The organism is Cupriavidus oxalaticus, from assembly GCF_038900635.1.
GTDB lineage: Bacteria > Pseudomonadota > Gammaproteobacteria > Burkholderiales > Burkholderiaceae > Cupriavidus > Cupriavidus oxalaticus_B.
In genome coordinates this window covers 190,394-210,868 of the sequence record NZ_JAYMRX010000004.1, presented here as the reverse complement: position 1 = coordinate 210,868, position 20,475 = coordinate 190,394, and the positions used below count along the sequence as shown (strand labels likewise).

The following is a 20,475-nucleotide window of genomic DNA, read 5'->3' as shown; positions in this document are numbered from 1 at the left end:
CCATGGAACACACCATCGCCCTGCAATTCGAGGACGGCGTCACGCGCTTCATCACCTGCGGCGAGAACGAGACCCTGTCCGACGCCGCCTACCGGCAGCAGATCAATATCCCGCTGGACTGCCGCGACGGCGCCTGCGGCACCTGCCGCGGGCTGTGCGAGTCGGGCCGCTATGACCTGCCCGAGTCGAGCTATATCGAGGATGCGCTGACCGCCGAGGAAGCGGCGCAGGGCTACGTGCTGGCCTGCCAGACGCGCCCGCGCTCGGACTGCGTGATCCGCGTGCCGGCGTCGTCGTCGGCGTGCAAGACCGGCGTCACGACCTACCAGGGGACGCTGGCCGAACTGGAGTCGCTGTCCGATTCGACCATCAGCTTCGCCATCGACCTGGACGATGCCGCCGGCGTGGACTTCCTGCCGGGGCAGTACGTCAATGTCGAGATCCCGGGCACCGGCCAGGCGCGCTCGTATTCCTTCAGTTCGGCGCCCGGCAGCGCGCGCACCGGCTTTGTGGTGCGCAACGTGCCGGACGGAAGGATGAGCACGTGGCTGACCAGCGAGGCAAGGTCGGGCCAGCGCGTGGCGTTCTCCGGCCCCTATGGCAGCTTCTACCTGCGCCCCGTGACGCGTCCGGTGCTGTTCCTCGCGGGCGGTACCGGCATTGCGCCGTTCCTGTCGATGCTCGACGTAATGGCCGCCGGCGCTTGCGCGCAGCCGGTGCGCATGGTCTACGGCGTCACCAACGATATCGACCTTGTGGGCCTGCCTCGCATTGATGCCGCCCAGGCCGCCCTGAGCCGCTTCGAATACCGCACCTGCGTCGCCGACCCCGCCAGCGGCCACCCGCGCAAGGGCTATGTCACCGCGCACGTCGAGCCCGAATGGCTCAACGGCGGCGATGTCGACATCTACCTGTGCGGCCCGGTGGCGATGGTGGAAGCGGTGCGCGGCTGGCTGCAGCAGAGCGGCATCACGCCGGCGGGCTTCTACTACGAGAAGTTCTCGGCCAGCAACGCGGCGTGAAGAAGGAGAGCAACAGCATGAGAAGCTCCGCACGATTCGCCGGCAAGGCAATGATCGTCACCGGCGCCGCGCAGGGCATCGGCCGCGGCGTGGCGCTGGCCGCCGCCGCCGAGGGCGCGTCGGTGGCACTGGTCGACCGTTCGGCACTGGTCGACGAAGTCGCCGCCGAGATCGCTGGCGCCGGCGGCAAGGCCATCGCCGTGCACGCCGACCTGGAAACCCATGCCGGCGCCACGCAGATGGCGCAGGCCGCCGAGGCCGCCTTCGGCCGCGTCGACATCCTCGTCAATAACGTCGGCGGCACGATCTGGGCCAAGCCCTTCCAGTTCTATGAAGCGGACCAGATCGAGGCCGAGATCCGGCGCTCGCTGTTCCCCACGCTGTGGTGCTGCCGCGCGGTGCTGCCCGGCATGGTCGAGCGCCGGCAGGGGGTGATCGTCAACGTGTCGTCGATCGCCACGCGCAGCATCCACCGCGTGCCGTATGCGGCCGCCAAGGGCGGCGTCAATGCGCTGACCGCCAGCCTTGCCTTCGAGCACGCGCACGAAGGCATCCGCGTCAACGCCATCGCCACCGGCGGCACCGAGGCGCCGCCGCGCAGGATTCCGCGCAATACCGAAGCGCAGAGCGCGCAGGAGGCGGACTGGTACCAGGCCATCGTTGACCAGACGCGGGAGAGCAGCCTGATGCACCGCTATGGCACGATCGACGAACAGGTGCATGCGATCCTGTTCCTGGCATCGGACGAAGCGTCTTACATCACCGGCACGGTCTTGCCGGTCGGCGGCGGCGACCAGGGCTGAGCGCAAGCGGCCGGGCCCGCCAGCCGGGCGCGGCTGGATCGCACGCGCTCGCCTATAGTGAACGCAGCCATGCAGCCAGCCGGTACTCCGGGTCTGCAGCGGCCGCGGGAGGCGAGCCATGAAGATTGCGTCGATCGACACCATCGTGCTGCGCGTGCCGTTCACGGTCGGCGGGGTCTCCGCCGCCGGCGTGTGGGGCGGAGCGGGTTTGCAGGCCGCCGATTCGCTGCTGGTCCGGGTGACCACCGACGACGGCATCGTGGGCTGGGGCGAAACCTTCGGCTTTATCGGCATCCCGATGGTCAAGGCGGCGCTCGAAGAACTGCTGGCGCCCGCGTGCATCGGCATGGATGCCACGCAGCCCGAGGCGCTCGGCCTCGACCTGCAGCGCCGGTTCCACGTCTTCGGGCGCAGTGGCGCCGTGCTGTACGGGCTGTCGGCGCTCGATATCGCGCTGTGGGATATTTGCGGCAAGGCCACAGGCCTGCCGCTGTACCGGCTGCTGGGCGGAACGCGGCGGGAAACCCTGCCCGCGTATGCCAGCCTGATCCGCTACGCCGACCGCGCCACCATCGCGGCCAACACGCAGCGCGCGATCGCCGACGGCTACCGCAGCGTCAAGCTGCACGAGGTGGACCTCGCGGTCATACGGGGCGCGCGCGAGGCGGCCGGGCCGGACATTGAAATCACGCTGGATGTGAACTGTCCCTGGTCGCTGGCCGAGGCCATCGACATGGCGCGCGCCCTGGCGCCACTGTCGCTGCGCTGGCTCGAGGAGCCGCTGTGGCCGCCGGAGAACTACGCCGGGCTTGCCGCGTTGCGCCGGCAATGCGGCATTGCCGTTGCGGCGGGCGAGAATGCCTCGACACTGATGGACTTCCAGCAGATGCTCGGCGCCGGCGCGGTCGACGTCGTCCAGCCCAGCCCGGCCAAGATGGGCGGCATCAGCCCGCTGCGCAAGGTGTTCGCGCTGGCCGAGGCGCACAACACGCAGGTGATGGTCCACACCTTCTACGACGGTCCCGGGCTGCTGGCCAGCATCCATGCCACGGCGGCGCTCGGCGATGCGCGCGCCATGATCGAATGGCGCTACTTTGACATGGAGGCCCGGGTGCTCGGCGATGCGGTGCTGCCGCGGGACGGGATGATCCGGGTGCCGGACGGGCCGGGGCTGGGTATCGATCCCGATCCTGAGATGATCCGGCGCTACCAGGTCGCCTGACGCCTGATTCCGGTGACTACCGACCCTGCAGGCAAAGTTGCCTGCAGCCCGACGGTTTGCGGAAAGTGCAGGGCCGGTACCAACACCGCACCCATTCCGTCGCACCGGCAGATTCACCACGCTGTTCGATTCCTGCGCCACCCAACCCGCGTAGAACTGTCATGCGAGGCATGTACGCTGCACATCCGGCAATGCTGGCAGCAAACTTGCTTGTCAAGTGCATGTGGCCGGCAGGGACACATCCGTTGGGAGAAGCCATGCATCAAGCACGCATCACCGCGCACAAAGGAATCCTGGTTGTCGAACTGGTGCCTGACCAGGCGAACGGCGACGGCACCCTATCCAGCAAGCTGCGCAACCTGGCCACGGTCATCCATGACACAGGACGGCACCTCGGGGTTTCCGAAGAAGCCCTGGCGCTGCTGAAGATGGTGAAACGCGGGCTGGACCGCATCGGCGACTTTGCCTGGTTCAGCAGTGATGACGGCAAGGATCATTTTGCCTGGCTGGGCGGCCCGAAGCGGCTGGTAAATCCCGCCTCGGTGGCGGCTGCGCGGGACTACGAGATCCTTGCACACCGGGTGATTCCGAACCAGGTGCCGGATGGCGCCAGGAAGGCGATCGAGACGAACTTCTGAGTAAAGACCAGCCGTCGCCTTCAGCGCTTGCCGCCGGCTTGCGCCGCGAACGTCCGCCATTCCCGGAACACGGCATCGAGGCAAGCCGCGGTCCCGCAGCTGTCGCGCTTCTTGCGGAACGCGGCAACCTCGGCCTCGGTAATCGTGCCGGCCTTGAGCTGCCGCTGCTGGTCGGCATGGATGCGCTGGTAGCCCATCGAAAACAGCGCCGACTCGCAGATCAGTTGGTGCGAGGGCACGCGGCCCGCGGGCGCGGCCGACGGGTCGCAGTCGATATCGGTGGCGGCGTGGGCGGCACCGGCGAGCGCAAGGGCAACGGCGCCAACACAGCAGCGCACAAAGCGGAAGCGGAAGAATCGGGGCATGGCGAGTTATGCAGCGGCACGCCCTGACGGCGCCGTAGTGCCGAACTGCTTGCGGTAAGCGGATGGCGAAATGGCAAAGGTCTGGGCAAAGTGCTGGCGCAGCGAAACCGCCGAGCCGAACCCGACCATGCCGGCGATCACGTCGACGCTCTTGCCGGTGGTCTCCAGCAGCCGCTGCGCCGCGGTGAGCCGGTGGTTCAGCAGCCACTGCGTCACCGTGGTGCCGGTCTTGGCCTTGAAGCGCCGGGTGAAATTGCGGCGGCTCATGCCTGCCTTGTCGGCCAGCAGGTCCAGGGTCAGCGGCTGTTCCAGGTGTTCGATGGCCCAGTCGAGCGTGGTGCTCAGCTTGTCGGCGCCGGCCGTCTGCGGCAGCGGCTGCTCGATGTACTGCGCCTGTCCGCCATGCCGGTGCGGCGCGACCACCATGCGGCGGGCCACGCGGTTGGCGACGTCCGCGCCATGGTCGCGGCGCACCAGGTGCAGGCAGCAGTCCAGCGCGGCGGCGGTGCCGGCCGACGTGAGGATGCTGCCATCGTCGATATAGAGCGAGCGGCGGTCGAGCCGGACCCTGGGGTAGCGCGCGGCGAAGTCATCGGCCCAGACCCAGTGGGTGGCCGCCGGCCGGCCGTCGAGCAGGCCGGCTTCGGCGACCACGAAGGTGCCCAGGCACAGCCCGGCGATGCGCGCGCCGCGGGCGCTGGCGGCCCGCAGCGCCGCCAGCAAGGCCGGCGACGGGCGTTCCGCCGGGTCGCGCCAGGCCGGCATGATCACGGTATCGGCCTGTTCCAGCGCGGACAGGTCGTGCTCGACTTCGACGCGGAAGCCCGACATGGTCCGGATCAGGCCGGTCTGCTCGCCGCAGATCAGGAGCCGGTAGCGCGGCACGCCCAGCATGGCGAGATCGTCGCCGAACACGATGCAGGGCACGGACAGGTGGAACGGGCTGATGCCTTCGAAGGCAATCACGGCGACGGTGTGCATCGCTTCCTCGCAAGCAGGGGCATCTGAAGTTGGCCCGATTCTAGCGGATGTTGTCCATCGGGACGCTTTCGGGGCGGCGGCAGTCGTTGGAAACTGCGTGCAGCGATGAAGCCGCGGCGGCTGTCCCGCCAGGCAAGCACGCTTTCCTTCCCATCACGACGAGGACAACCATGACACACCCGACGATCCGCACCCTGGCCGGCGCCAGCGCCCCCACCGCGATCGCAGCGGCCAGCACGGCGCTGCTGGTGATCGATTTCCAGAACGAATACTTCGACGGCAAGCTGCCGATCCCGGACGGCGCGGCCGCGCTCGGCAACGCCCGGCGCCTGGTCGCGCATGCGGATGCCGCCGGCATTCCCGTTTTCCATGTCCAGCACCTCGCGCCGGCGGGCAGCCCCGTCTTTGCGGAGCAGGGCGCCAGCGCGGAATTCCACCCGGACCTGCAGCCCGCGGGCCACCACACGGTGGTGCAAAAGACTTCGGTCAGCGTGTTTTCCACCACCGACCTGGACCAGCGCCTCAAGGATGCCGGCATCAAGACGCTGGTCATCACGGGGCTGATGACGCACGCCTGTGTTGCGGGCGCCGCGCGCGATGCGGTGCCGCTGGGCTATGGCGTGATCGTGGCGGAGGACGCGTGCGGGACACGCGATCTCGACCGGCCCGGCGGCGTGGTGCGGCATCGTGACCTGCACCAGGCTGCGCTGGCGAGCATCGAAGATACCTTTGGCGATGTGCTGACAACGGAGCAGGTGCTGAAGCTGCCGGTGGTCTGAGGGCGAGGTTCCTGATCAACCATGCCGGAGTGTTTCGCCACAAGCCGTTCCTCGACTTCACGGCTCGTCGGTTCCAGCCGGGCCGGAATCGCATCGGATCGTTAAGCGAACAGGTGTTCGCGTCGTGGGGCACGAACACCTTGTCGGATCACTCCAGTCAGAGCTGGCCGAAGCCGCCGTCTACCACGAGCTCTGAGCCGAGCATGTAGCTGGAGGCGTCGCTCGCAAGGAACAGCACCGCCGATGCAATTTCGTCCGCGCGACCCAGGCGCCCGATCGGAATCAGCTTCGCTGCGCCGGCCAGGTAGTCCTTGAACTCGGCGTCGCTCTGACCCGGATGCTCCGACTGTCCCACGCCGCGCAGGATCGGTGTGTCGATCAGGCCAGGGCTTACCGCGTTGACGCGGATGCGGCGTGCCAGCAACTCGGCCGAGAAGGTTCTTGCGAAGGAACGCACTGCCGCCTTGGTGGCGGACAGGACGGCACGACCGGGGACGCCCACCTGGTTGAGCCATGCCGTGTTGAGAATGACCGAGGCGCCGTCGCGCAAGATGGGTTCCACGGCTTGCAGCGAGAAGAATACGGATTTGACATTCGTATCCATCAGCGTGTCGTACGCCTCCTCCGTGGTCGTCGCCAGCGGGGTGACATAGGCGACGCCGGCGTTGGCAAAGAACACGTCCAGGCCGCCGAACGATTCCTTGATCCTCGCAGTCATCGCCAGAAGGCTTTCGCGGGAGAGCACATCGGCTTGCAGGGCGAGCACATCCTCGCCGATTTCCTTGCGAGCGGACTCCAGCTTGCCGGGGTCGCGGCCGGTGATCACTACCTGCGCGCCGTTGGCATGCATCAGCTTCGCTGCGGCCAGTCCGATGCCGGATGCTCCGCCTGTAATGAGTGCAGTCTTACCTTTGAGCATGAAATGGGCTCCTGTCAGTGGGGTGGGTGATTAGGCTTGCTTCAGCTTGTCCATGGCATCCAGCACGTGCGTGCTGTAGACCAGGGCGGCGCCGGCGTTCAGGTTGATGGCCACGCCAAGCGCTTCGGCCATTTCTTCATCGGTCACGCCGAGTTTCACGGCCTCGGCTGCATGGAAGGCGATGCAACCGTCGCAACGCGTGGTGACCGCGACGGCCAGCGCAATGAGTTCGCGCGTCTTGGCGGTGAGGTGGTTGGTCCTTTCGCCCGCGCTGCCCAGCAGGGCAACGCCACGCAGGGTATCCGGCGAGCGCGTGGACAGTTCCCTGAGGCGGGGATTGATGTCCTGCATTGTCTTTTTCCACTCGAGCATGAAGTGACTCCGATTGAGAAAGGTGTGGCCGGGCCCGACAACCCGGGATGAATCCTCGCGTCGCGAGTGGGGTGGGCACGCTTGCCCGATGTTCCGGCCCTGGTCTGGATACAGTGCGAGATCCGTGGAGCAGATACTACCGACTAGTTGGTAGGGTGCGCAACTGCTTCGCTGAAGTTCGCAATGGAATTGCAAAACTACCAACTAGTCGGTAGAATTATTGCTTCGTAGTGAAGCATGCGGCGCGGACAGACGCGTCAAGCCAACTGGAAGAGGTGAAAATGAAAACCCCAGGAACGCGTGAAGGAACCCGGGACGCGCTGATCGATGCCGCGGAGCGCCTGATGCGCTCGAAGGGCTACGCAGCGTTCAGCTACGCAGACCTGGTTGACGAGGTCGGGATCCGGAAGCCGAGCATTCACCACCATTTCCCGACCAAGGAGGACCTTGGGGTTGCCATCGTCGAAGGCTACATCGAGCGAGTCAAGGCTGAATTCGACCGCATGGAGGCGGAAGGAGAAGACCTTGAGGCGCGCCTGGCTGGTTTTATTCGCGGCTTCCAGGATGGCCTTCTGGCCGGCAAGCTGCCTCTGTGCGGGGCCTTGGCAGCCGAGATGACCGTGCTGCCTGAGCGTCTGAAGGCGCTCACCCACCACTTTTTCGACATACAACTCAAATGGCTGGCGCGAATCCTCGACCACGCCGTTGCAAGTCATCAGATCCCCGCCAAGACAGATACCGAAGGAAAGGCCTATCAGTTGCTAAGCCTGATGGAAGGATCGAGCCTCGTCTCGTGGGTAATGCGCGATCGTCCACCCATCGATTCCTCCATGCTCATGGCGGTGGTTCGGGCGTGAGTGTTTGGGGATCCGACGACCAGACGCTTGCAGACGCCATGCCAGAGCTGAAAGTCTCGCTGCATGGGGCATGCTGGCGTTCAGGCAAGGCTATGCGGCGTTGACTTTCTACGCGCTCAGTCGGCTTTCTCGAGCGGTTCGTCGAACTGCGCAATCAGGAAGTCCTGGACAGCGCTCAGGATTTTTGCCGACAGCGCAGGATTGTCGACCGCCCGGGCCAGGCCGAGCGCGCCGACCATGGCGCTGAGGCTGACGATGGCCGCGGCGTCGTTGCCGGCGTCGCCACCCTTGCCGGTGAGCCTGCCGATGTTTGCCAGGCTCTTGCACACCTGTTCGGTGTAGAGCGCGCGCGCGTCCGGTTGCGAACGGCCCATATCATTGACCAGCGCGGCGACCGCGCAGCCGGTGCCCGGCGCGTCGCGGTGCCGCTTGCTCAGGTACGCCATCACCAATGCCTTGAACGTGGCTGACTTGCCGGTGCGCGCCTCGCTGTTGGAACTGGCGAACGCCGTGGCGAGCGCCTCGGCGACCAGGTCATCGCGGGATTCGAAATGCTTGTAGAAGCCGCCGTGCGTCTGGCCGGCCTCTTTCATCAGGTTGGCAATGCTCAGCCCGTTCAGGCCAAGCTCGCGGAAGCGCTGCGCGGCGATTTCCACGATGCGATCATGCGTCTGCTGCTTCTGTGTCTGCGAATGCCCCATTACCTTTTTGCGTCACTAACTTCGCGGGAAGGCCTGCGGCCGACGCGGCAGGCACCGAGCCGATGATAGCACCCGCTCACCGCGGCACAACTAGCACTACCACTGCTCACCGTACGGTCGCACCTCGACGTTGAACGACCACGCGCTCCGGGGCTGGTGGATCAGGTGCCAGACTTCCTCGGCGATGTCGGCGGGCCGGATAAAGTATTCGTCCGGGGCATCGGGACGCAGCTTGCGCGTCCACGGCAAATCGATCACTGCGTCGATCACCAGGTACGCCACGTGCACGCCCTTGGGCCCCAGTTCACGCGCCATCGACTCAGCCAGGATGCGTTGTGCCGCCTTGGTCGGCGCGAAGCCCGCGAAATGGCTCTTGCCACGCAGCGCCGACGTGTTGCCGGTGGCGATGATGGCGCCGTGGCCCGCTTCCACCATGGCCGGCGCCAGCCGCCGTCCAAGATGGAGCAGGGCCATCACGTTGGTCTGGAAATTGGCTTCGAGCGCCTTGGGGTCGATCTCCAGGAAGTTGCCGAAGGTACCGCCCACGGCGTTGTGTACCAATACCTGCGGCTGGCCCAGATCGGCTGCGATGCGGTCAAGCGCCCGGTCCAGCGCGGCGTGATCGGTGACATCGACGGCAAAGGGATGGCTGCCGGGCAGTTCCGCGGCAAGGCCGGCCAGGCGATCGCCGTCGCGGGCGATCATCGCCACCTGGTAGCCCCCGGCAATCAGGCGCCGTACCATGGCCTGGCCGGTACCGGGACCGACACCGGTGACGAGGGCGAGCTTGCTGTCACTCATGGAAATTCCTTAGATGGCTGAAGACTGCAGGGCAGTGCGGACAAAGTCGAGACGGTCATTGCCGAAGAACAGCTCCGTGCCGACGAAGAATGCGGGCACGCCGAACACCCCGCGGTCGGCGGCATCGCTGCTCAGTTGCGCCAGGCGATCATGGATGTCGGTGGCGCCGGCGCGATGCCAGATGTCGGCATCGATGCCGCGCTGGCGCAGAAACGCGGCGCGCCCTTCGGCGCTGAGCAGGTCTCCGCTGCTCGCCCACGCTGCCTCGAACAATGCCGGGTGGGCCATGTCGAACACGCCCAGTTCGATGGCGGCCAGGCCGGCACGGGACAGCCATGTTCCGTCGAAGTCCTTCCTTGCCATCGCTTGCAGCAGTGCAGCGTTGGGCGCCAGCGGCACGCCGTACAGGCCCGCCCAGCGGCCGGCGTCCAGCCTGGCATAACGCGCCTTGGCGGGGCATTCGGGAGAGGGTTGGTTATTGACCTGCCGCATCACCATCAGGACATCCACCGGGCGGTAGTCGATGCCGACGTCAAGGTCCGCCACGCGTGTATTGGCCAGATAGGCATACGGACTTCGATAGTCGAAGACAAATTGCAGGGCCATCCGTGAGTCTCCTCGCGTCGTTGATGTGAGCTGCCGCTGCCGCAAAGTGCAAGGCATTTTACGAATCTGGATGCTATTCATAATCCAGAGGGATGTCAATCATAATCCTGATGGCTGTCCTTCCCGGCCTTGTCGCTTCCTGGGCGAGTCATCGAATCGGCGATGAATCAAAAAAAATGCCCGCCGTGATCAACGGCGGGCATTCCCTGGCAACGAAGGCGGCGGCGACGCGCCGGGCTTTACTCCAGCGTCGCCCCCGAACGCTCGACGATATCCTTCCACTTCTTGTAGTCCGACTGCACCAGGTCGGAGAACTCCCTGGTCGTCATCAGCTTGGCTTCCGCGCCTTGCTCCTGGATCGCCTGGATCATCGCCGGCGTGGCGAGGACCTTGTTCACTTCGGCATGGATGCGGTTGACCACCTCGGGCGGCGTCCTGGCCGGGGCGAACAGGCCGTACCAGGTGCTGACGTCCACCTGCTTGTAGCCGCTTTCCGCCACGGTGGGCACGTCAGGCAGCGACGTGCTGCGCGTGGCCGAGGTCACGGCCAGCGCGCGCAGCTTGCCCGCCTTGACCTGCGCCAGCGCCGACGGCACCGATGCCACCATCAGGTCGACGTTGCCGGCCAGCGCGTCCATCATCGCCGCGTTGGAGCCCTTGTAGGGCACGTGCAGCAGCTTGATCCCCGCCGCATGGCTGAAGATCTCGGCGGCCAGGTGGATGGTGGTGCCGTTGCCCGGCGAGCCGTACTTCACCGCGCCCGGCGCGCTGCGCGCGGCGGTGACCACGTCGGCCAGCGTCTTGAAGCGCGAATTGGCCGAGGTGACGATCACGATCGGGGTGTAGGCCACATGGCTGATCGCGACCAGGTCGCGGTTCGGCACATAGCTGACCGACTTGTACAGCCACGGCGCGACCACCAGGTTGTCCTTCTGGCCCATCACCAGCTCGTAGCCGGTCGGCGCGGCCCGGACCGCCTCGGCAATGCCGAGCGTGCCGCCCGCGCCCGGCTTGTTGTCCGGCACGAAATTCCACTTGGTGGCCTGGCCGACCTGGGTCGCCACCAGCCGTGACAGGATGTCGGTGCCGCCACCGGGCGGGAACGGGATCACCAGCCGGATCGGCTTGGTGGGAAAGCTGGCCGGGGTTTGCGCGTGGGCGCTCGCCAGTCCGCATGCCACCAGCAGGGCGGCAAAGAGGGCCTTCAACATCTTGTTTCTCCTCGATCGAAATCTTGCGGGGCGGACCCTGGCTTGCTGCCTGTGAACCTGTCGGATTGCGGCGGTGTCGGGCACTGGAACGGCCCGGAGCGGATGGCGGGGAACGTCTGGATCGTGCGGTGGCGAGGCAAGCGCAGGGGGCTCGGCCCTGCTCGCGAAACGACATTTTCGCATAATAGGTATGCGTTGGCCCGATATCGCCTTCGGGCAGTAGAGTGCTGTCGCGTTGGCGTGCTCAGCCGGCCAGCGCGCGGCAGAGCGATTGCAGGTCACCGAGGATCAGGTGCGGGCGTGCGCCGCCGCGTTGCCATTGCGCGGTGTGCGGGCCGTCCGGGCGCACCAGCCAAGCGGCCTGCAGTCCCGCGCCCAGTGCGCCGACGACGTCGAGGTCGGGATCGTCGCCGACATGCAGCATCTGCTCCGGCGGCGTGTCGACTGCCGCGGCCGCCGCATGGAAGATAGCCGCCGCCGGCTTGGCCGTGCCGAAGGTCCCGGCGCTGAGCGCCGCGCGGAAGAAGTGATCGCCGCCGGTGACCTTCAGGTCGGCGTTGCCGTTGGACACCGCCACCAGCGGGAAGCGTTCGCTGAGCCATTCCAGTGCCGGCAGCGCATCGTCGAAAAATTCGACCTGCTGCCGCGCGGCAAAGAAGGCGTCGTACGCGTCTTCGGCCAGGCTGGCGTCTTCTCCGGCCATCTCCAGCGCCAGCAGGATCGAGCCCAGGCGCAGCGCGCGGTAGTCATGCGCAAGGTGCGGGTTCCCGCTTTCATAGCTCGCGCGCAGGTCGCTCAGCACCGCGGGCGAGGTCAGCACCCTGGCTGTCTTCGGTGCGTGCCGCAGCAGCCAGGCCAGCAGTGTCGCCTCGGCGCGGGCCACGGCGGGGCCGAACGGCCACAGGGTGTCATCGAGGTCGAAGGAGATGGCGGAGACCTTGGACAGGCGCATGGGGCGGGGACGCTGCGGATTGGCGAGGGGGATGGGGTCTGGTAGCTTACCACCGCGCGGCACTGTTTCCGCCGCTTCCGGGCCGCGGTTGCATGAAACGCCGGTGTGGCGACCGCGCCATATCGTCGCGCAGGCCGCATGTTGTGGCTAGAATCCGCCAAGCGATCCACCATCTCGCAGCGCAACGATGATCCGTCTCGTCCTGATCCTGTTGGGGTTCGACTACCTGCGCCAGCGTGCGCGCGGCATGTTCTGGCTCGGCGTCGGCTTCCTCGCTGCCGGCGTGGTGTTGTTCATCGACGGCCTGGACAGCGCGCATTTCTTCCCGCTGGAATGGTTCGCCGGCCTGCTTCTGGTGGGCGGGCTTGGCACGATCGTCGTCGCCATGGTGGGCGCCGGCGGGCTGCGGGCCATGAGGCTGTTCAAGGGCCTGGCATTGGTGGTGGCGGCGTCGCTGGTGCTGGCGGGGCACCATCACGGGCATTTCTGGCTGTCGATGATCTTCGGCACGCTGTTCCTGGCCGACGGACTGCTGCAATGCGTGTCGGCGTCGGTCGTGCGCTTTCCGCGCTGGCGCTGGGCCGTCGGCACCGGCGTGCTGGAAGTGCTGATCGCGATCTTCTTCTACCAGCCGTATCCCACCAACTACCAGGGCACGGTGCCCTATGCGCTGTCGCTATGGCTGCTGTTCGGCGGCTGGAGCATGGTCATGCTGGCGTATCGGGCCATCCGCGTGCCGGAGAGCGCCACGATCGAGAGCCTGATGCACGGACCGCGCCGGCGCAGAGGAGATGCCGCGCGCCACGGTGGGTCTCACTGGACGGACGCCTCGCATGCGTCCACCAAGAAGGTCACCAAGACCTTGCTGTTCGCGCAGGCCGAGCACGCGGCGCACCTGCCCGATGAGGGCGCGCCGGGCCTGACGGTACATGTCTGGACGCCATCCGGTTCCGTGCAGCAGCCGCTGCGGCGCCGCCCGGTATTCAACCGCTATATTGCCGCCGTCGACGCCAACGGTGCCATCTGGACCGGCCATGTCGCGCTGGAGGCGCCCGAAGGGGTCTATATCAGCTTCGATCCGGCCGAGCCGCTCAGCCGCACGCCGGAAAGCGTGGCGCAGGCGTTGCGCGCGACCATCGACAACGACGTGCCGGGCGTGTTCGAACCCGACTACGCGGCCGAGGCATCGCGGCGCGGCGACTCCACCGTGCGCGTGCACCTGCGCAACTACGATGCGGCGCGCCTGCAGCGCTTCTGGCATGCGTGGCGCGCCGACACCACCTACAACCTGACCTATCGGAACTGCGCCGTCAGCGTGGCGCGTGCGCTCGAAGCCGCGGTGGAAGGCGCGCTGACGCGCAGGCGCGGCCAGCGCCAGTCATGGACGCTGCTGCTGCAGACGCTGTGCACGCCGGAGCTGTGGCTCGCCGCGCAGATCCGCAAGCGCGGCAAGACCATGGCGTGGACGCCGGGGCTGGTGCGCGACTACGCGCGTGCGCTGAGCTTGCTGGTCGATCCGCATGCGCACCCGCATGCGCACCCGCGCCGGTTCTGGCGGCTCGGCATCGCTGCCATGAACCGCTGGCGCCGGCAGCGCCGGCAATGGCGCGCGGACGATCACCAGGTGCACGCGGAATAGTCCGCGTACGCTCGCCGCGAGAGCACGCGCACGCGTGGCTGTCTTCAAGGCAAACGGTGGCGCACAGGGTTTTCGTGCTTTCCCCTGAACATCTTGCCGCCAGTTGTAGATATCGAACCCGTCGAGGGGGATCAGGTAACAGGCGTGTTCTAACATCTCTGTTCCCGCGTTCCGGTGGAGTGGCGCGAGGCGAACTTCCGCACGGCCCGGGTGTCGTTAGCTCCATGGCCGTGCAACCCGCAATGAACAGGACGACGCATGAATCTTGATCTCATCCTCGACCATCCCTGGTTCGGCACGTGGACAGCCGCGCTGGTCGCTATCATCGTCGCGCTGATCGCGCATCGCCTTGGCGGCCTGCTGCTGTTGCGCATGACGCGCGCCATGCCGGTCCTGCATGCCATCGTGATCAAGTCGCGCGCGCCCGCCAAGGCAGTGCTGCCGCTGCTGGCGCTGCAGACCGTATGGCAGGCGGCGCCGGACGACCTGCGCTGGATCGACAGCGTGCGGCATCTCAACGGGCTGCTGATGATCATCGCCACGACATGGCTGGTGGCGCGCATCATCGCGGGCCTTGCGCAGGGTGTGCTGGCACGGCACCCGGTCGATGTGGCAGACAACATTGGCGCGCGGCGCATCCATACGCAGACGCGGGTGCTGTCGCGCATCGCCATGTCGCTGGTGATCGTGATTGGCGCGTCGATGGTGCTGATGACGTTCCCCGGTGCGCGGCAGGTCGGCGCCAGCCTGCTGGCGTCGGCGGGCGTGGTCGGCCTGATCGCCGGTTTTGCCGCCAAGCCGGTGTTCAGCAACCTGATTGCCGGCCTGCAGCTGGCACTGACCCAGCCGCTCCGGCTGGACGATGTGCTGATCGTCGAGGGCGAGTGGGGCCGCGTGGAGGAGATCACCGGCACTTACGTGGTGCTGCGTATCTGGGATGATCGCCGCCTCATCATTCCGCTGCAGTATTTCATCGAGAAGCCGTTCCAGAACTGGACCCGCAGCAGCGCGGAGCTGTTGGGTTCAGTGTTCTTCCACGTGGACTACGGCATGCCGCTGGCACCGCTGCGCAAGGAGCTGGAACGTATCGTCCATGCCGCGCCCGAGTGGGACCGGCGCTTCTTCAACCTGGTGGTGACCGATGCCACCGAGCGCACCATGCAGCTGCGCGTGCTGTGCACCGCGGCGTCATCCGGCCTGGCCTGGGACCTGCGCTGCGTCGTGCGCGAAGGGCTGATCGACTTCATGCAGCGCGAATATCCGCAGTTCCTGCCGCGCCTGCGCATTGAAGGGGAGGGTGAGGGCAAGGGCAATGCCGTACAGCGCGGCGCCGCCGTGCACGCAGCATGATGAGGCTGCATGCCCGGCATCGCCCCTTGCCGCGCGAATCAGAAATCTACCTTCTCTCCCGGCTGCGGCACGATCACGCGCGTGGCCGCGCCGGCGCCCAGCGCGGCGGTGAATTCCTCCGGCGTGCCGCGCAGTTGCGGTGAAGTCTGGTAGTGGATCGGGATCGCGAAGCGCGGCCGGATCATGTCGCGCACCGCGATCGCCGCGTCCTGCGGCCCCATGGTGAAGTGGTCGCCGATCGGGATCAGCACCAGGTCGGGCCGGTAGCGATCGCCGATCAGCCGCATGTCGCCGAACAGGCCGGTATCGCCCATGTGCCAGACGCGGAAGCCGTTCTCCATCTCGATGATGTAGCCAACCGGTTCGCCGCCGTAGTGCGTTTCGTCCTTGCCGGTGGTCGGGTTCTTCATTACCAGTTCGGATGCGTGCTCGGCATGCACCCCGGTGATCTTCGGCCCGGTCGGCCCGAACGGCATCACGGTGCCGCTCTTGCCGAAGCGCTGCACCAGCGCGGCCGGGACCATGCCAAGGTTGATCAGTGCCGTGCCCATCCCGCCGGCGTTGTAGATCGGCGCGTTGTTGAGCTGCGCGAGCGCTGGGGCGTCGCCGAGGTGGTCGTTATGCGCGTGGGTCACCAGGATCAGGTCGACCTTGCCGAGCGAAGACAGCTGCTTGAAGCCGGCAGGCGTCTTCGGGTTGGTGGTCAGCCACGGATCGATGACGATGACCTTGCCGCCTGGCGAGGTGATGCGGATCGCTGCCTGGCCCAGCCACAACACTTCAGTCTTGCCGGCGGCGGCGGCGGCGGCGGTGGTGGCGGTGGAAGCCTGCGTGACCGCGGTGGGTGTCGGCGCGGGCGTGCCGCAGGCGGCAAGCGTGGCGACAGCAGCGGCAGCGGCGGTGAGTACGACTGCGCGGAATCTGATCATGGTCATTCCTTCCGTGGCTGAGTCATGGGTCGAGCCGTTCCACCCAAAGGGTTGCGGCACCGCTGCGTTGGTGCCGCAGGCGGGTGGCCGCATGGCGGGCGAGGGCGGGGGGCGTGTTGCAGTATCGGCACCGGGTTGGGGAGTGTCAATGCGGCGTGGCCCTGCCACTCCCGCTGTGGCGTCGCTTAGCGGACGAAGACGCCCAGCCCTTCATGGTCGTAGTACTCGAGCCATACCCGGTCGCTGGCAAATGCCGCCCTGGAGATCGTGCCGGGGGCGGCGTTCTCGTTATGGAGCGTGAATGTAAAGACATCTCCGTCCCAGTGCGTCAGCGGCAGGACCAGAGGCTTCGCGCCCAGCGTCATCACCAGCGCGCCGGCCTGTTCGGCGACCAGCAGCGGGCCGTAATAGTCGTTGCGATAGGTGCCGGCATAGGTGGACAACGCCCGCGCGGGCAATGGGCTTGCAGGTGGCGACTGCCCGACCAGCCTGCCTTCGGGCTGCAGCAAGGGCGCGAAGGCGTCGGCAAAGATCGCGCCCCAGTCGCGGCGGAAGGCGCCGTACTGGACCAGGTCGAAGAACTGCGCGTTCAGCGTTTCCGGGATGCCGATGGGGTAGCCGTTGGTCAGCGTGACGATGGCCAGGTTCAGCGACGGCACCGCGGTGAAGCTCGTAGCCGCGCCGACCGCGAAGCCGCCGGAATGGTTGTAGTTGATCAGCCCCAGCTCGGTCGTGCCGACATTGAAGCCGTAGCCGTAGTAGCTGGCGGGGCGGCCCTGGACGGGCGGGCTGCTCTGCATCTGCTGGGACAGCGCAGGGGCGAGTGCCAAGGCGTCGACGATGCGCTGGCCGGCGAACTCGCCCTGGGCCAGCACCATGATGAGCCATTTCGCCAGGTCGTTGACCGAGGCGCTGACGCCGCCCGCGGGCGATTGCGCATCGGGCATGGTGCCCATGCCCTGCACCCAGCTGCCGTTGACCTTGACGTGGCCGAGCGCGCGGTTGTCGCGCGCGGCAAAGTCGGCGTAGCGCGAGCTGGTGCGGGCCATGCCCAGCGGCTGGTAGATGGCCTGCTCGGACAGCGTGGCCCAGTCGATGCCGGCGGCGTTCGCCACCGCCTCGGCCGCCGCGGTCATGCCGAAGTTGGTGTACTCGTAGACCGCGCGCAGCGGATGCAGCGGCAGGAAGCGCAGGCGCGTCAGCACCTCGCGGCGGTCGTAGCCCATGTCTTCGAGCCGGTCGCCGGCGTGGTCGGGCAGGCCGGAACGATGCGCATACAGGTCGCCGATGGTGACCGCTTCGGTGGTTTCCGCATCGGACAGCGCGAACCATGGCAGGTGCTGGATGACCGGGGTGTCCCAGCCGATGCTGCCGCGTCCCACTTGCCGTGCCACTACCGTGGCGCCGATGGACTTTGACACCGAGGCCAGCTGGAACACGGTGTCGGCGTCGACCGATGCGGGATCGGTCACCAATCGACGGCCAAAGCCCCTGGCGTAAACGGTTTGATTACCGCGCACCACTGCGATGGCCATGCCGGGCACGCCCGAGCTTGCCATCAGGTTGGTGGCCAGCGTATCGACCTGGGCGATGGCGGCGGTGATCTGCGCTTCGGGCACCGTGTCCGGCGGCGGCGCAGGATCGTCATCGCCGCCGCAGGCGGGCAGGGCTGGCATTAGCAGGCCGCTCAGCGCGGCTCCCAGGAAGCGGCGACGCTCTTGCAGGTTGCTCACGACAGGTCTCCCGATGGCGGCGCTACGGCGCCTTTGGGATTTACTGTAGGCGATGGGCGCGGGCGGTGAATGCGAAGCGTCTTATGTACGCGTTGGCGGCAGGGCGGGAGACTGGATGCCTCACCGAGGGGTTCGGTGAGCGGGCGTGACAACCCATAACTGACGCAGCAATGATTACTTTCCGTTCAGGATTGCGCACGCGCATGCCGTTTCTTTGGCGGGCCGGGCGGGGCAGCCTATGGCTGGCCGGGTTTTGCTGCGTTTGCCCCGGTTGTCACCTCCGCTGTCAGGCCCGCCACCTCCATTCTGTAGATCCCGGGGGCTGGCGGGCAGTCTCTAGTCGGAGAAAAGCAAAATGCAAATGCGCACCTTTAACGCGGAAGTTCTGAACATCGTCCCGCCTGGCGCCGTGGAAGCGCTTGAGCGAATCAGTGCCGGGCTGAGCGCAATCCTCTCGTTGCTTGAAATCGAAAGCGAGCGCTCCGAATCCTGTCATGCCATGCATTCCCTACTTGCAATGGTCAAGCAGCAGTTGGATGAAACAACGGGAGAGTTCTGCCCGGCGGATTGATTGGCCGGTTTGGAAAAACAAAAAGCCCGCACTGACGTGCGGGCTTCTCGCTTGAAACCTTGGTGCCCAGGAGAGGACTCGGTCACGCCAGCGCGACCCCGGCTGCGCTTGCAAGCGCAGCCCTTCTCGTCCTCCCGAAAAGCGCTCAAGCGCTTTTTTTCCTGGGCGGAAATGAAGAAGGCCTGCTTGCGCAGGCCTTCTTTGAATGCTGGTGCCCAGGAGAGGACTCGAACCTCCACAGTGTTGCCACCGCTAGGACCTGAACCTAGTGCGTCTACCAATTCCGCCACCTGGGCAAGGTGAGCGCCGCATTCTACCGAAGGCGGCGGAATTTGCAAGCACGAGTTTGCAGTGGCCAGGCGCGTCCGGTCAGAACGACGGCACCATCGCGCCCTTGAACTGGGCCTTCATGAACTGGCGCACGTCTTCCGACTGGTACGCAGCAACCAGCTTCTTGACCCACGGCTTGTCCTTGTCCTGCGTGCGCACCACGATGATGTTGGCGTACGGGCTGTGGATGTCTTCCAGTGCGATCGCATCCTTGGTCGGCTGCAGGCCGGCGGCCAGCGCGTAGTTGGTGTTGATCACGGCGGCGCCGACATCGGGCAGCGCGCGCGCCAGTTGCGCGGCGTCCAGTTCCACGATCTTCAGCTTTTTGGGATTCTCGGCCACGTCCAGCGGCGTGGCGTTGTTGCCATTGGTGCCGGCACCGGCCTTGAGCTTGATCACGCCCTGCGACTGCAGCAGCAGCAGCGCGCGATTTTCATTGGACGGGTCGTTGGGCACCGCCACCTTGGCGCCTTGCGGCAGGTCCTTGGGCGACTTCAGGTTCTTCGAGTAAATGCCCAGCGGCGAGATATACGTGTAGCCGACGCTCTGCATCTTGTAGCCACGCTGTTTGACCTGGCTGTCCAGGTAGGGCTGGTGCTGGAAGCTGTTGGCATCCAGGTCGCCGGCATCCAGCGCGGCGTTCGGCTGCACGTAGTCGTTGAACTCCACGACCTTGACGTTCAGGCCGTTGCGCTTGGCAACCTTCTGGACGACTTGCCAGACTTCGGCGTCCGGACCGCTGACGGTGCCGACGCGAATGGTCTGTTCCTGGGCCGAGGCGCTGCCGGCGGTGATAAGGCCGATTGCGGAGACGGCAACCGCCAGGCGCTTGATAAGGGAGGTGCTGCGCATAGAGTTCTGTGGTCTTTTGATTATGTGGCGAGTGAGACAGTTTGGCCGTGGCAGGGATCGCCTGCGCAGGCGAGGCCACAGATTAACGCAATTGCGTGCAAACTGCGCAACAGGAACAGATCTGGCGTCTATTTGTTTCTCATATGCTTATGAAACCCTGTCGACCTGAATTGATGGCATAAATTGCCGCCTCATTCTTTAGTCGGCGAAGCACTCGCGCAAGACGCGAAGGGTTTCCTTCAGCGTGGTTTCATTCAGCTCGCCGGCGCGCTTGAGCAGTCGGGATTTGTCGACGGCACGGATCTGGTCCAGGAGAATCAACCCGTGTCTGCGCTGGAATGTCACGCCGACACGGAAGGGTGCCGGCCGGCTGCCAGAAGTCATGGGTGCCACGGTGACCGTCCGCAGGTAGTCATGCATCTCCGGCGGCGAGACGACTACGCACGGGCGCGTCTTCATGATTTCGCTGCCAACAGCAGGGTCAAGTGCGACGAGCCAGATCTCGCCCCGCACTACCATTTCAACTCCGCGTCATCCGCGTTGGGAAAATCGCCAAGGACCAGCACATCGTCGCCGGCTTCGGCAATGGCGCGGCTGGCATCGGCCCAGCCTTCACGCGGCGAATTCTTCGGGCGCCGGATCACCAGCGTGTCATTCACGATATCCATTTCCACTTCACCCTCCAGACCCAATTGCGCCAGCATTGCCTTGGGGATCAGGATCCCCTGCGAGTTGCCCATTTTTCGAATCGTCGCTTTCATTGCCTGTCCTTGTTGCCATCGCCCCGGCGATGAGTAGCACAATGTTATAACGTCGCGGAGTTCAAGGACAGGGCCGGGCTA

At 66.1% G+C, this 20,475-nt stretch carries 23 protein-coding genes and 1 tRNA gene; 9 read left to right on the top strand and 15 right to left on the bottom strand.

Translation table 11 applies throughout. The features are described from left to right. The first annotated feature begins 2 nt into the window (after nt 1-2). The 4 genes from benC to VSR71_RS09470 all read left to right on the top strand — a co-directional run bounded on the left by benC (nt 3) and on the right by VSR71_RS09470 (nt 3,685). A complete protein-coding gene (benC, locus tag VSR71_RS09485; RefSeq protein ID WP_342913616.1) occupies nt 3-1,022 on the top strand; it encodes a benzoate 1,2-dioxygenase electron transfer component BenC in 1,020 nt (339 codons plus the stop codon). Between the two features lie 17 nt (nt 1,023-1,039). After that, nucleotides 1,040-1,825, top strand: a complete 786-nt coding sequence (locus VSR71_RS09480) for a 1,6-dihydroxycyclohexa-2,4-diene-1-carboxylate dehydrogenase (protein ID WP_342913615.1) — start codon at nt 1,040-1,042, stop codon at nt 1,823-1,825. A gap of 118 nt (nt 1,826-1,943) precedes the next feature. Next, a complete protein-coding gene (locus VSR71_RS09475) occupies nt 1,944-3,047 on the top strand; it encodes a mandelate racemase/muconate lactonizing enzyme family protein (protein WP_342913614.1) in 1,104 nt (367 codons plus the stop codon). A 257-nt stretch (nt 3,048-3,304) separates the two neighbouring features. Next, entirely contained in the window at nt 3,305-3,685 is a 381-nt protein-coding gene (locus VSR71_RS09470) for a hypothetical protein (protein ID WP_342913613.1), read from the top strand. A 20-nt stretch (nt 3,686-3,705) separates the two neighbouring features. Here the strand turns inward: VSR71_RS09470 and VSR71_RS09465 are convergent, their stop codons facing one another. Together VSR71_RS09465 and VSR71_RS09460 are read right to left on the bottom strand one after the other, a co-directional pair. Beyond that, nucleotides 3,706-4,050, bottom strand: a complete 345-nt coding sequence (locus tag VSR71_RS09465; RefSeq protein ID WP_342913612.1) for a hypothetical protein — start codon at nt 4,048-4,050, stop codon at nt 3,706-3,708. Between the two features lie 6 nt (nt 4,051-4,056). Next, nucleotides 4,057-5,031 carry a GlxA family transcriptional regulator gene (locus VSR71_RS09460; protein ID WP_342913611.1) on the bottom strand — a complete coding sequence of 325 codons (975 nt, stop codon included), beginning with the start codon at nt 5,029-5,031 and terminating at the stop codon, nt 4,057-4,059. 170 nt (nt 5,032-5,201) lie between these two features. On the opposite strand from VSR71_RS09460, the gene VSR71_RS09455 reads away from it, so the two are divergent. Then, a complete protein-coding gene (locus VSR71_RS09455; protein ID WP_342913610.1) occupies nt 5,202-5,810 on the top strand; it encodes a cysteine hydrolase family protein in 609 nt (202 codons plus the stop codon). A 157-nt stretch (nt 5,811-5,967) separates the two neighbouring features. Here the strand turns inward: VSR71_RS09455 and VSR71_RS09450 are convergent, their stop codons facing one another. Both VSR71_RS09450 and VSR71_RS09445 read right to left on the bottom strand, forming a co-directional pair. After that, nucleotides 5,968-6,729 carry an SDR family oxidoreductase gene (locus VSR71_RS09450; protein WP_342913609.1) on the bottom strand — a complete coding sequence of 254 codons (762 nt, stop codon included), beginning with the start codon at nt 6,727-6,729 and terminating at the stop codon, nt 5,968-5,970. 30 nt (nt 6,730-6,759) lie between these two features. Then, nucleotides 6,760-7,101, bottom strand: a complete 342-nt coding sequence (locus tag VSR71_RS09445; protein ID WP_342913608.1) for a carboxymuconolactone decarboxylase family protein — start codon at nt 7,099-7,101, stop codon at nt 6,760-6,762. A gap of 281 nt (nt 7,102-7,382) precedes the next feature. Here VSR71_RS09445 and VSR71_RS09440 point away from each other — a divergent pair, with 281 nt between their 5' ends. Further along, complete coding sequence (locus tag VSR71_RS09440) at nt 7,383-7,958, top strand: TetR/AcrR family transcriptional regulator (RefSeq protein WP_342913607.1); 576 nt, start codon at nt 7,383-7,385, stop codon at nt 7,956-7,958. 116 nt (nt 7,959-8,074) lie between these two features. Here VSR71_RS09440 and VSR71_RS09435 read toward each other — a convergent pair whose 3' ends face one another. From VSR71_RS09435 to VSR71_RS09415, 5 genes are all read right to left on the bottom strand, one after another. Then, nucleotides 8,075-8,659, bottom strand: coding sequence for a TetR/AcrR family transcriptional regulator (locus tag VSR71_RS09435; RefSeq protein ID WP_342913606.1), 585 nt, complete (start codon nt 8,657-8,659; stop codon nt 8,075-8,077). A 96-nt stretch (nt 8,660-8,755) separates the two neighbouring features. Then, nucleotides 8,756-9,460: an SDR family NAD(P)-dependent oxidoreductase gene (locus tag VSR71_RS09430; protein WP_342913605.1), complete on the bottom strand. Its 705-nt coding sequence runs from the start codon at nt 9,458-9,460 to the stop codon at nt 8,756-8,758. A 9-nt stretch (nt 9,461-9,469) separates the two neighbouring features. Next, nucleotides 9,470-10,066 carry a 2-hydroxychromene-2-carboxylate isomerase gene (locus VSR71_RS09425; RefSeq protein WP_342913604.1) on the bottom strand — a complete coding sequence of 199 codons (597 nt, stop codon included), beginning with the start codon at nt 10,064-10,066 and terminating at the stop codon, nt 9,470-9,472. A gap of 239 nt (nt 10,067-10,305) precedes the next feature. Further along, complete coding sequence (locus VSR71_RS09420) at nt 10,306-11,277, bottom strand: tripartite tricarboxylate transporter substrate binding protein (protein ID WP_342913603.1); 972 nt, start codon at nt 11,275-11,277, stop codon at nt 10,306-10,308. A 244-nt stretch (nt 11,278-11,521) separates the two neighbouring features. Then, nucleotides 11,522-12,229, bottom strand: a complete 708-nt coding sequence (locus VSR71_RS09415; RefSeq protein ID WP_342913602.1) for an HAD-IA family hydrolase — start codon at nt 12,227-12,229, stop codon at nt 11,522-11,524. A gap of 187 nt (nt 12,230-12,416) precedes the next feature. Between VSR71_RS09415 and VSR71_RS09410 the strand changes: the two genes are divergently transcribed. Together VSR71_RS09410 and VSR71_RS09405 are read left to right on the top strand one after the other, a co-directional pair. Further along, nucleotides 12,417-13,868 (top strand): hypothetical protein, encoded by a 1,452-nt coding sequence (locus VSR71_RS09410; RefSeq protein WP_342913601.1) that lies wholly within the window; start codon nt 12,417-12,419, stop codon nt 13,866-13,868. A 258-nt stretch (nt 13,869-14,126) separates the two neighbouring features. Continuing rightward, the gene (locus VSR71_RS09405) at nt 14,127-15,218 is read left to right on the top strand and encodes a mechanosensitive ion channel family protein (RefSeq protein WP_342913600.1); all 1,092 of its coding nucleotides are present in this window, start codon (nt 14,127-14,129) and stop codon (nt 15,216-15,218) included. Nucleotides 15,219-15,256: 38 nt separating this feature from the next. Here VSR71_RS09405 and VSR71_RS09400 read toward each other — a convergent pair whose 3' ends face one another. Next, nucleotides 15,257-16,147 (bottom strand): metal-dependent hydrolase, encoded by an 891-nt coding sequence (locus tag VSR71_RS09400; RefSeq protein WP_342913599.1) that lies wholly within the window; start codon nt 16,145-16,147, stop codon nt 15,257-15,259. A gap of 185 nt (nt 16,148-16,332) precedes the next feature. Next, a complete protein-coding gene (locus tag VSR71_RS09395) occupies nt 16,333-17,880 on the bottom strand; it encodes a serine hydrolase (protein WP_342913598.1) in 1,548 nt (515 codons plus the stop codon). A 355-nt stretch (nt 17,881-18,235) separates the two neighbouring features. On the opposite strand from VSR71_RS09395, the gene VSR71_RS09390 reads away from it, so the two are divergent. Then, nucleotides 18,236-18,451, top strand: a complete 216-nt coding sequence (locus VSR71_RS09390; protein ID WP_342913597.1) for a DUF1484 family protein — start codon at nt 18,236-18,238, stop codon at nt 18,449-18,451. A 209-nt stretch (nt 18,452-18,660) separates the two neighbouring features. Here the strand turns inward: VSR71_RS09390 and VSR71_RS09385 are convergent. The 4 genes from VSR71_RS09385 to VSR71_RS09370 form a co-directional block, all read right to left on the bottom strand. After that, a tRNA-Leu gene (locus tag VSR71_RS09385) sits at nt 18,661-18,747 on the bottom strand. Nucleotides 18,748-18,820: 73 nt separating this feature from the next. Further along, the gene (locus VSR71_RS09380; RefSeq protein ID WP_342913596.1) at nt 18,821-19,633 is read right to left on the bottom strand and encodes a MetQ/NlpA family ABC transporter substrate-binding protein; all 813 of its coding nucleotides are present in this window, start codon (nt 19,631-19,633) and stop codon (nt 18,821-18,823) included. A gap of 198 nt (nt 19,634-19,831) precedes the next feature. Continuing rightward, nucleotides 19,832-20,152 carry a type II toxin-antitoxin system PemK/MazF family toxin gene (locus VSR71_RS09375; RefSeq protein WP_342913595.1) on the bottom strand — a complete coding sequence of 107 codons (321 nt, stop codon included), beginning with the start codon at nt 20,150-20,152 and terminating at the stop codon, nt 19,832-19,834. Next, nucleotides 20,146-20,394, bottom strand: a complete 249-nt coding sequence (locus tag VSR71_RS09370) for an AbrB/MazE/SpoVT family DNA-binding domain-containing protein (protein WP_342913594.1) — start codon at nt 20,392-20,394, stop codon at nt 20,146-20,148. The genes VSR71_RS09375 and VSR71_RS09370 overlap by 7 nt, the downstream gene beginning before the upstream one ends. Nucleotides 20,395-20,475: the final 81 nt, after the last annotated feature.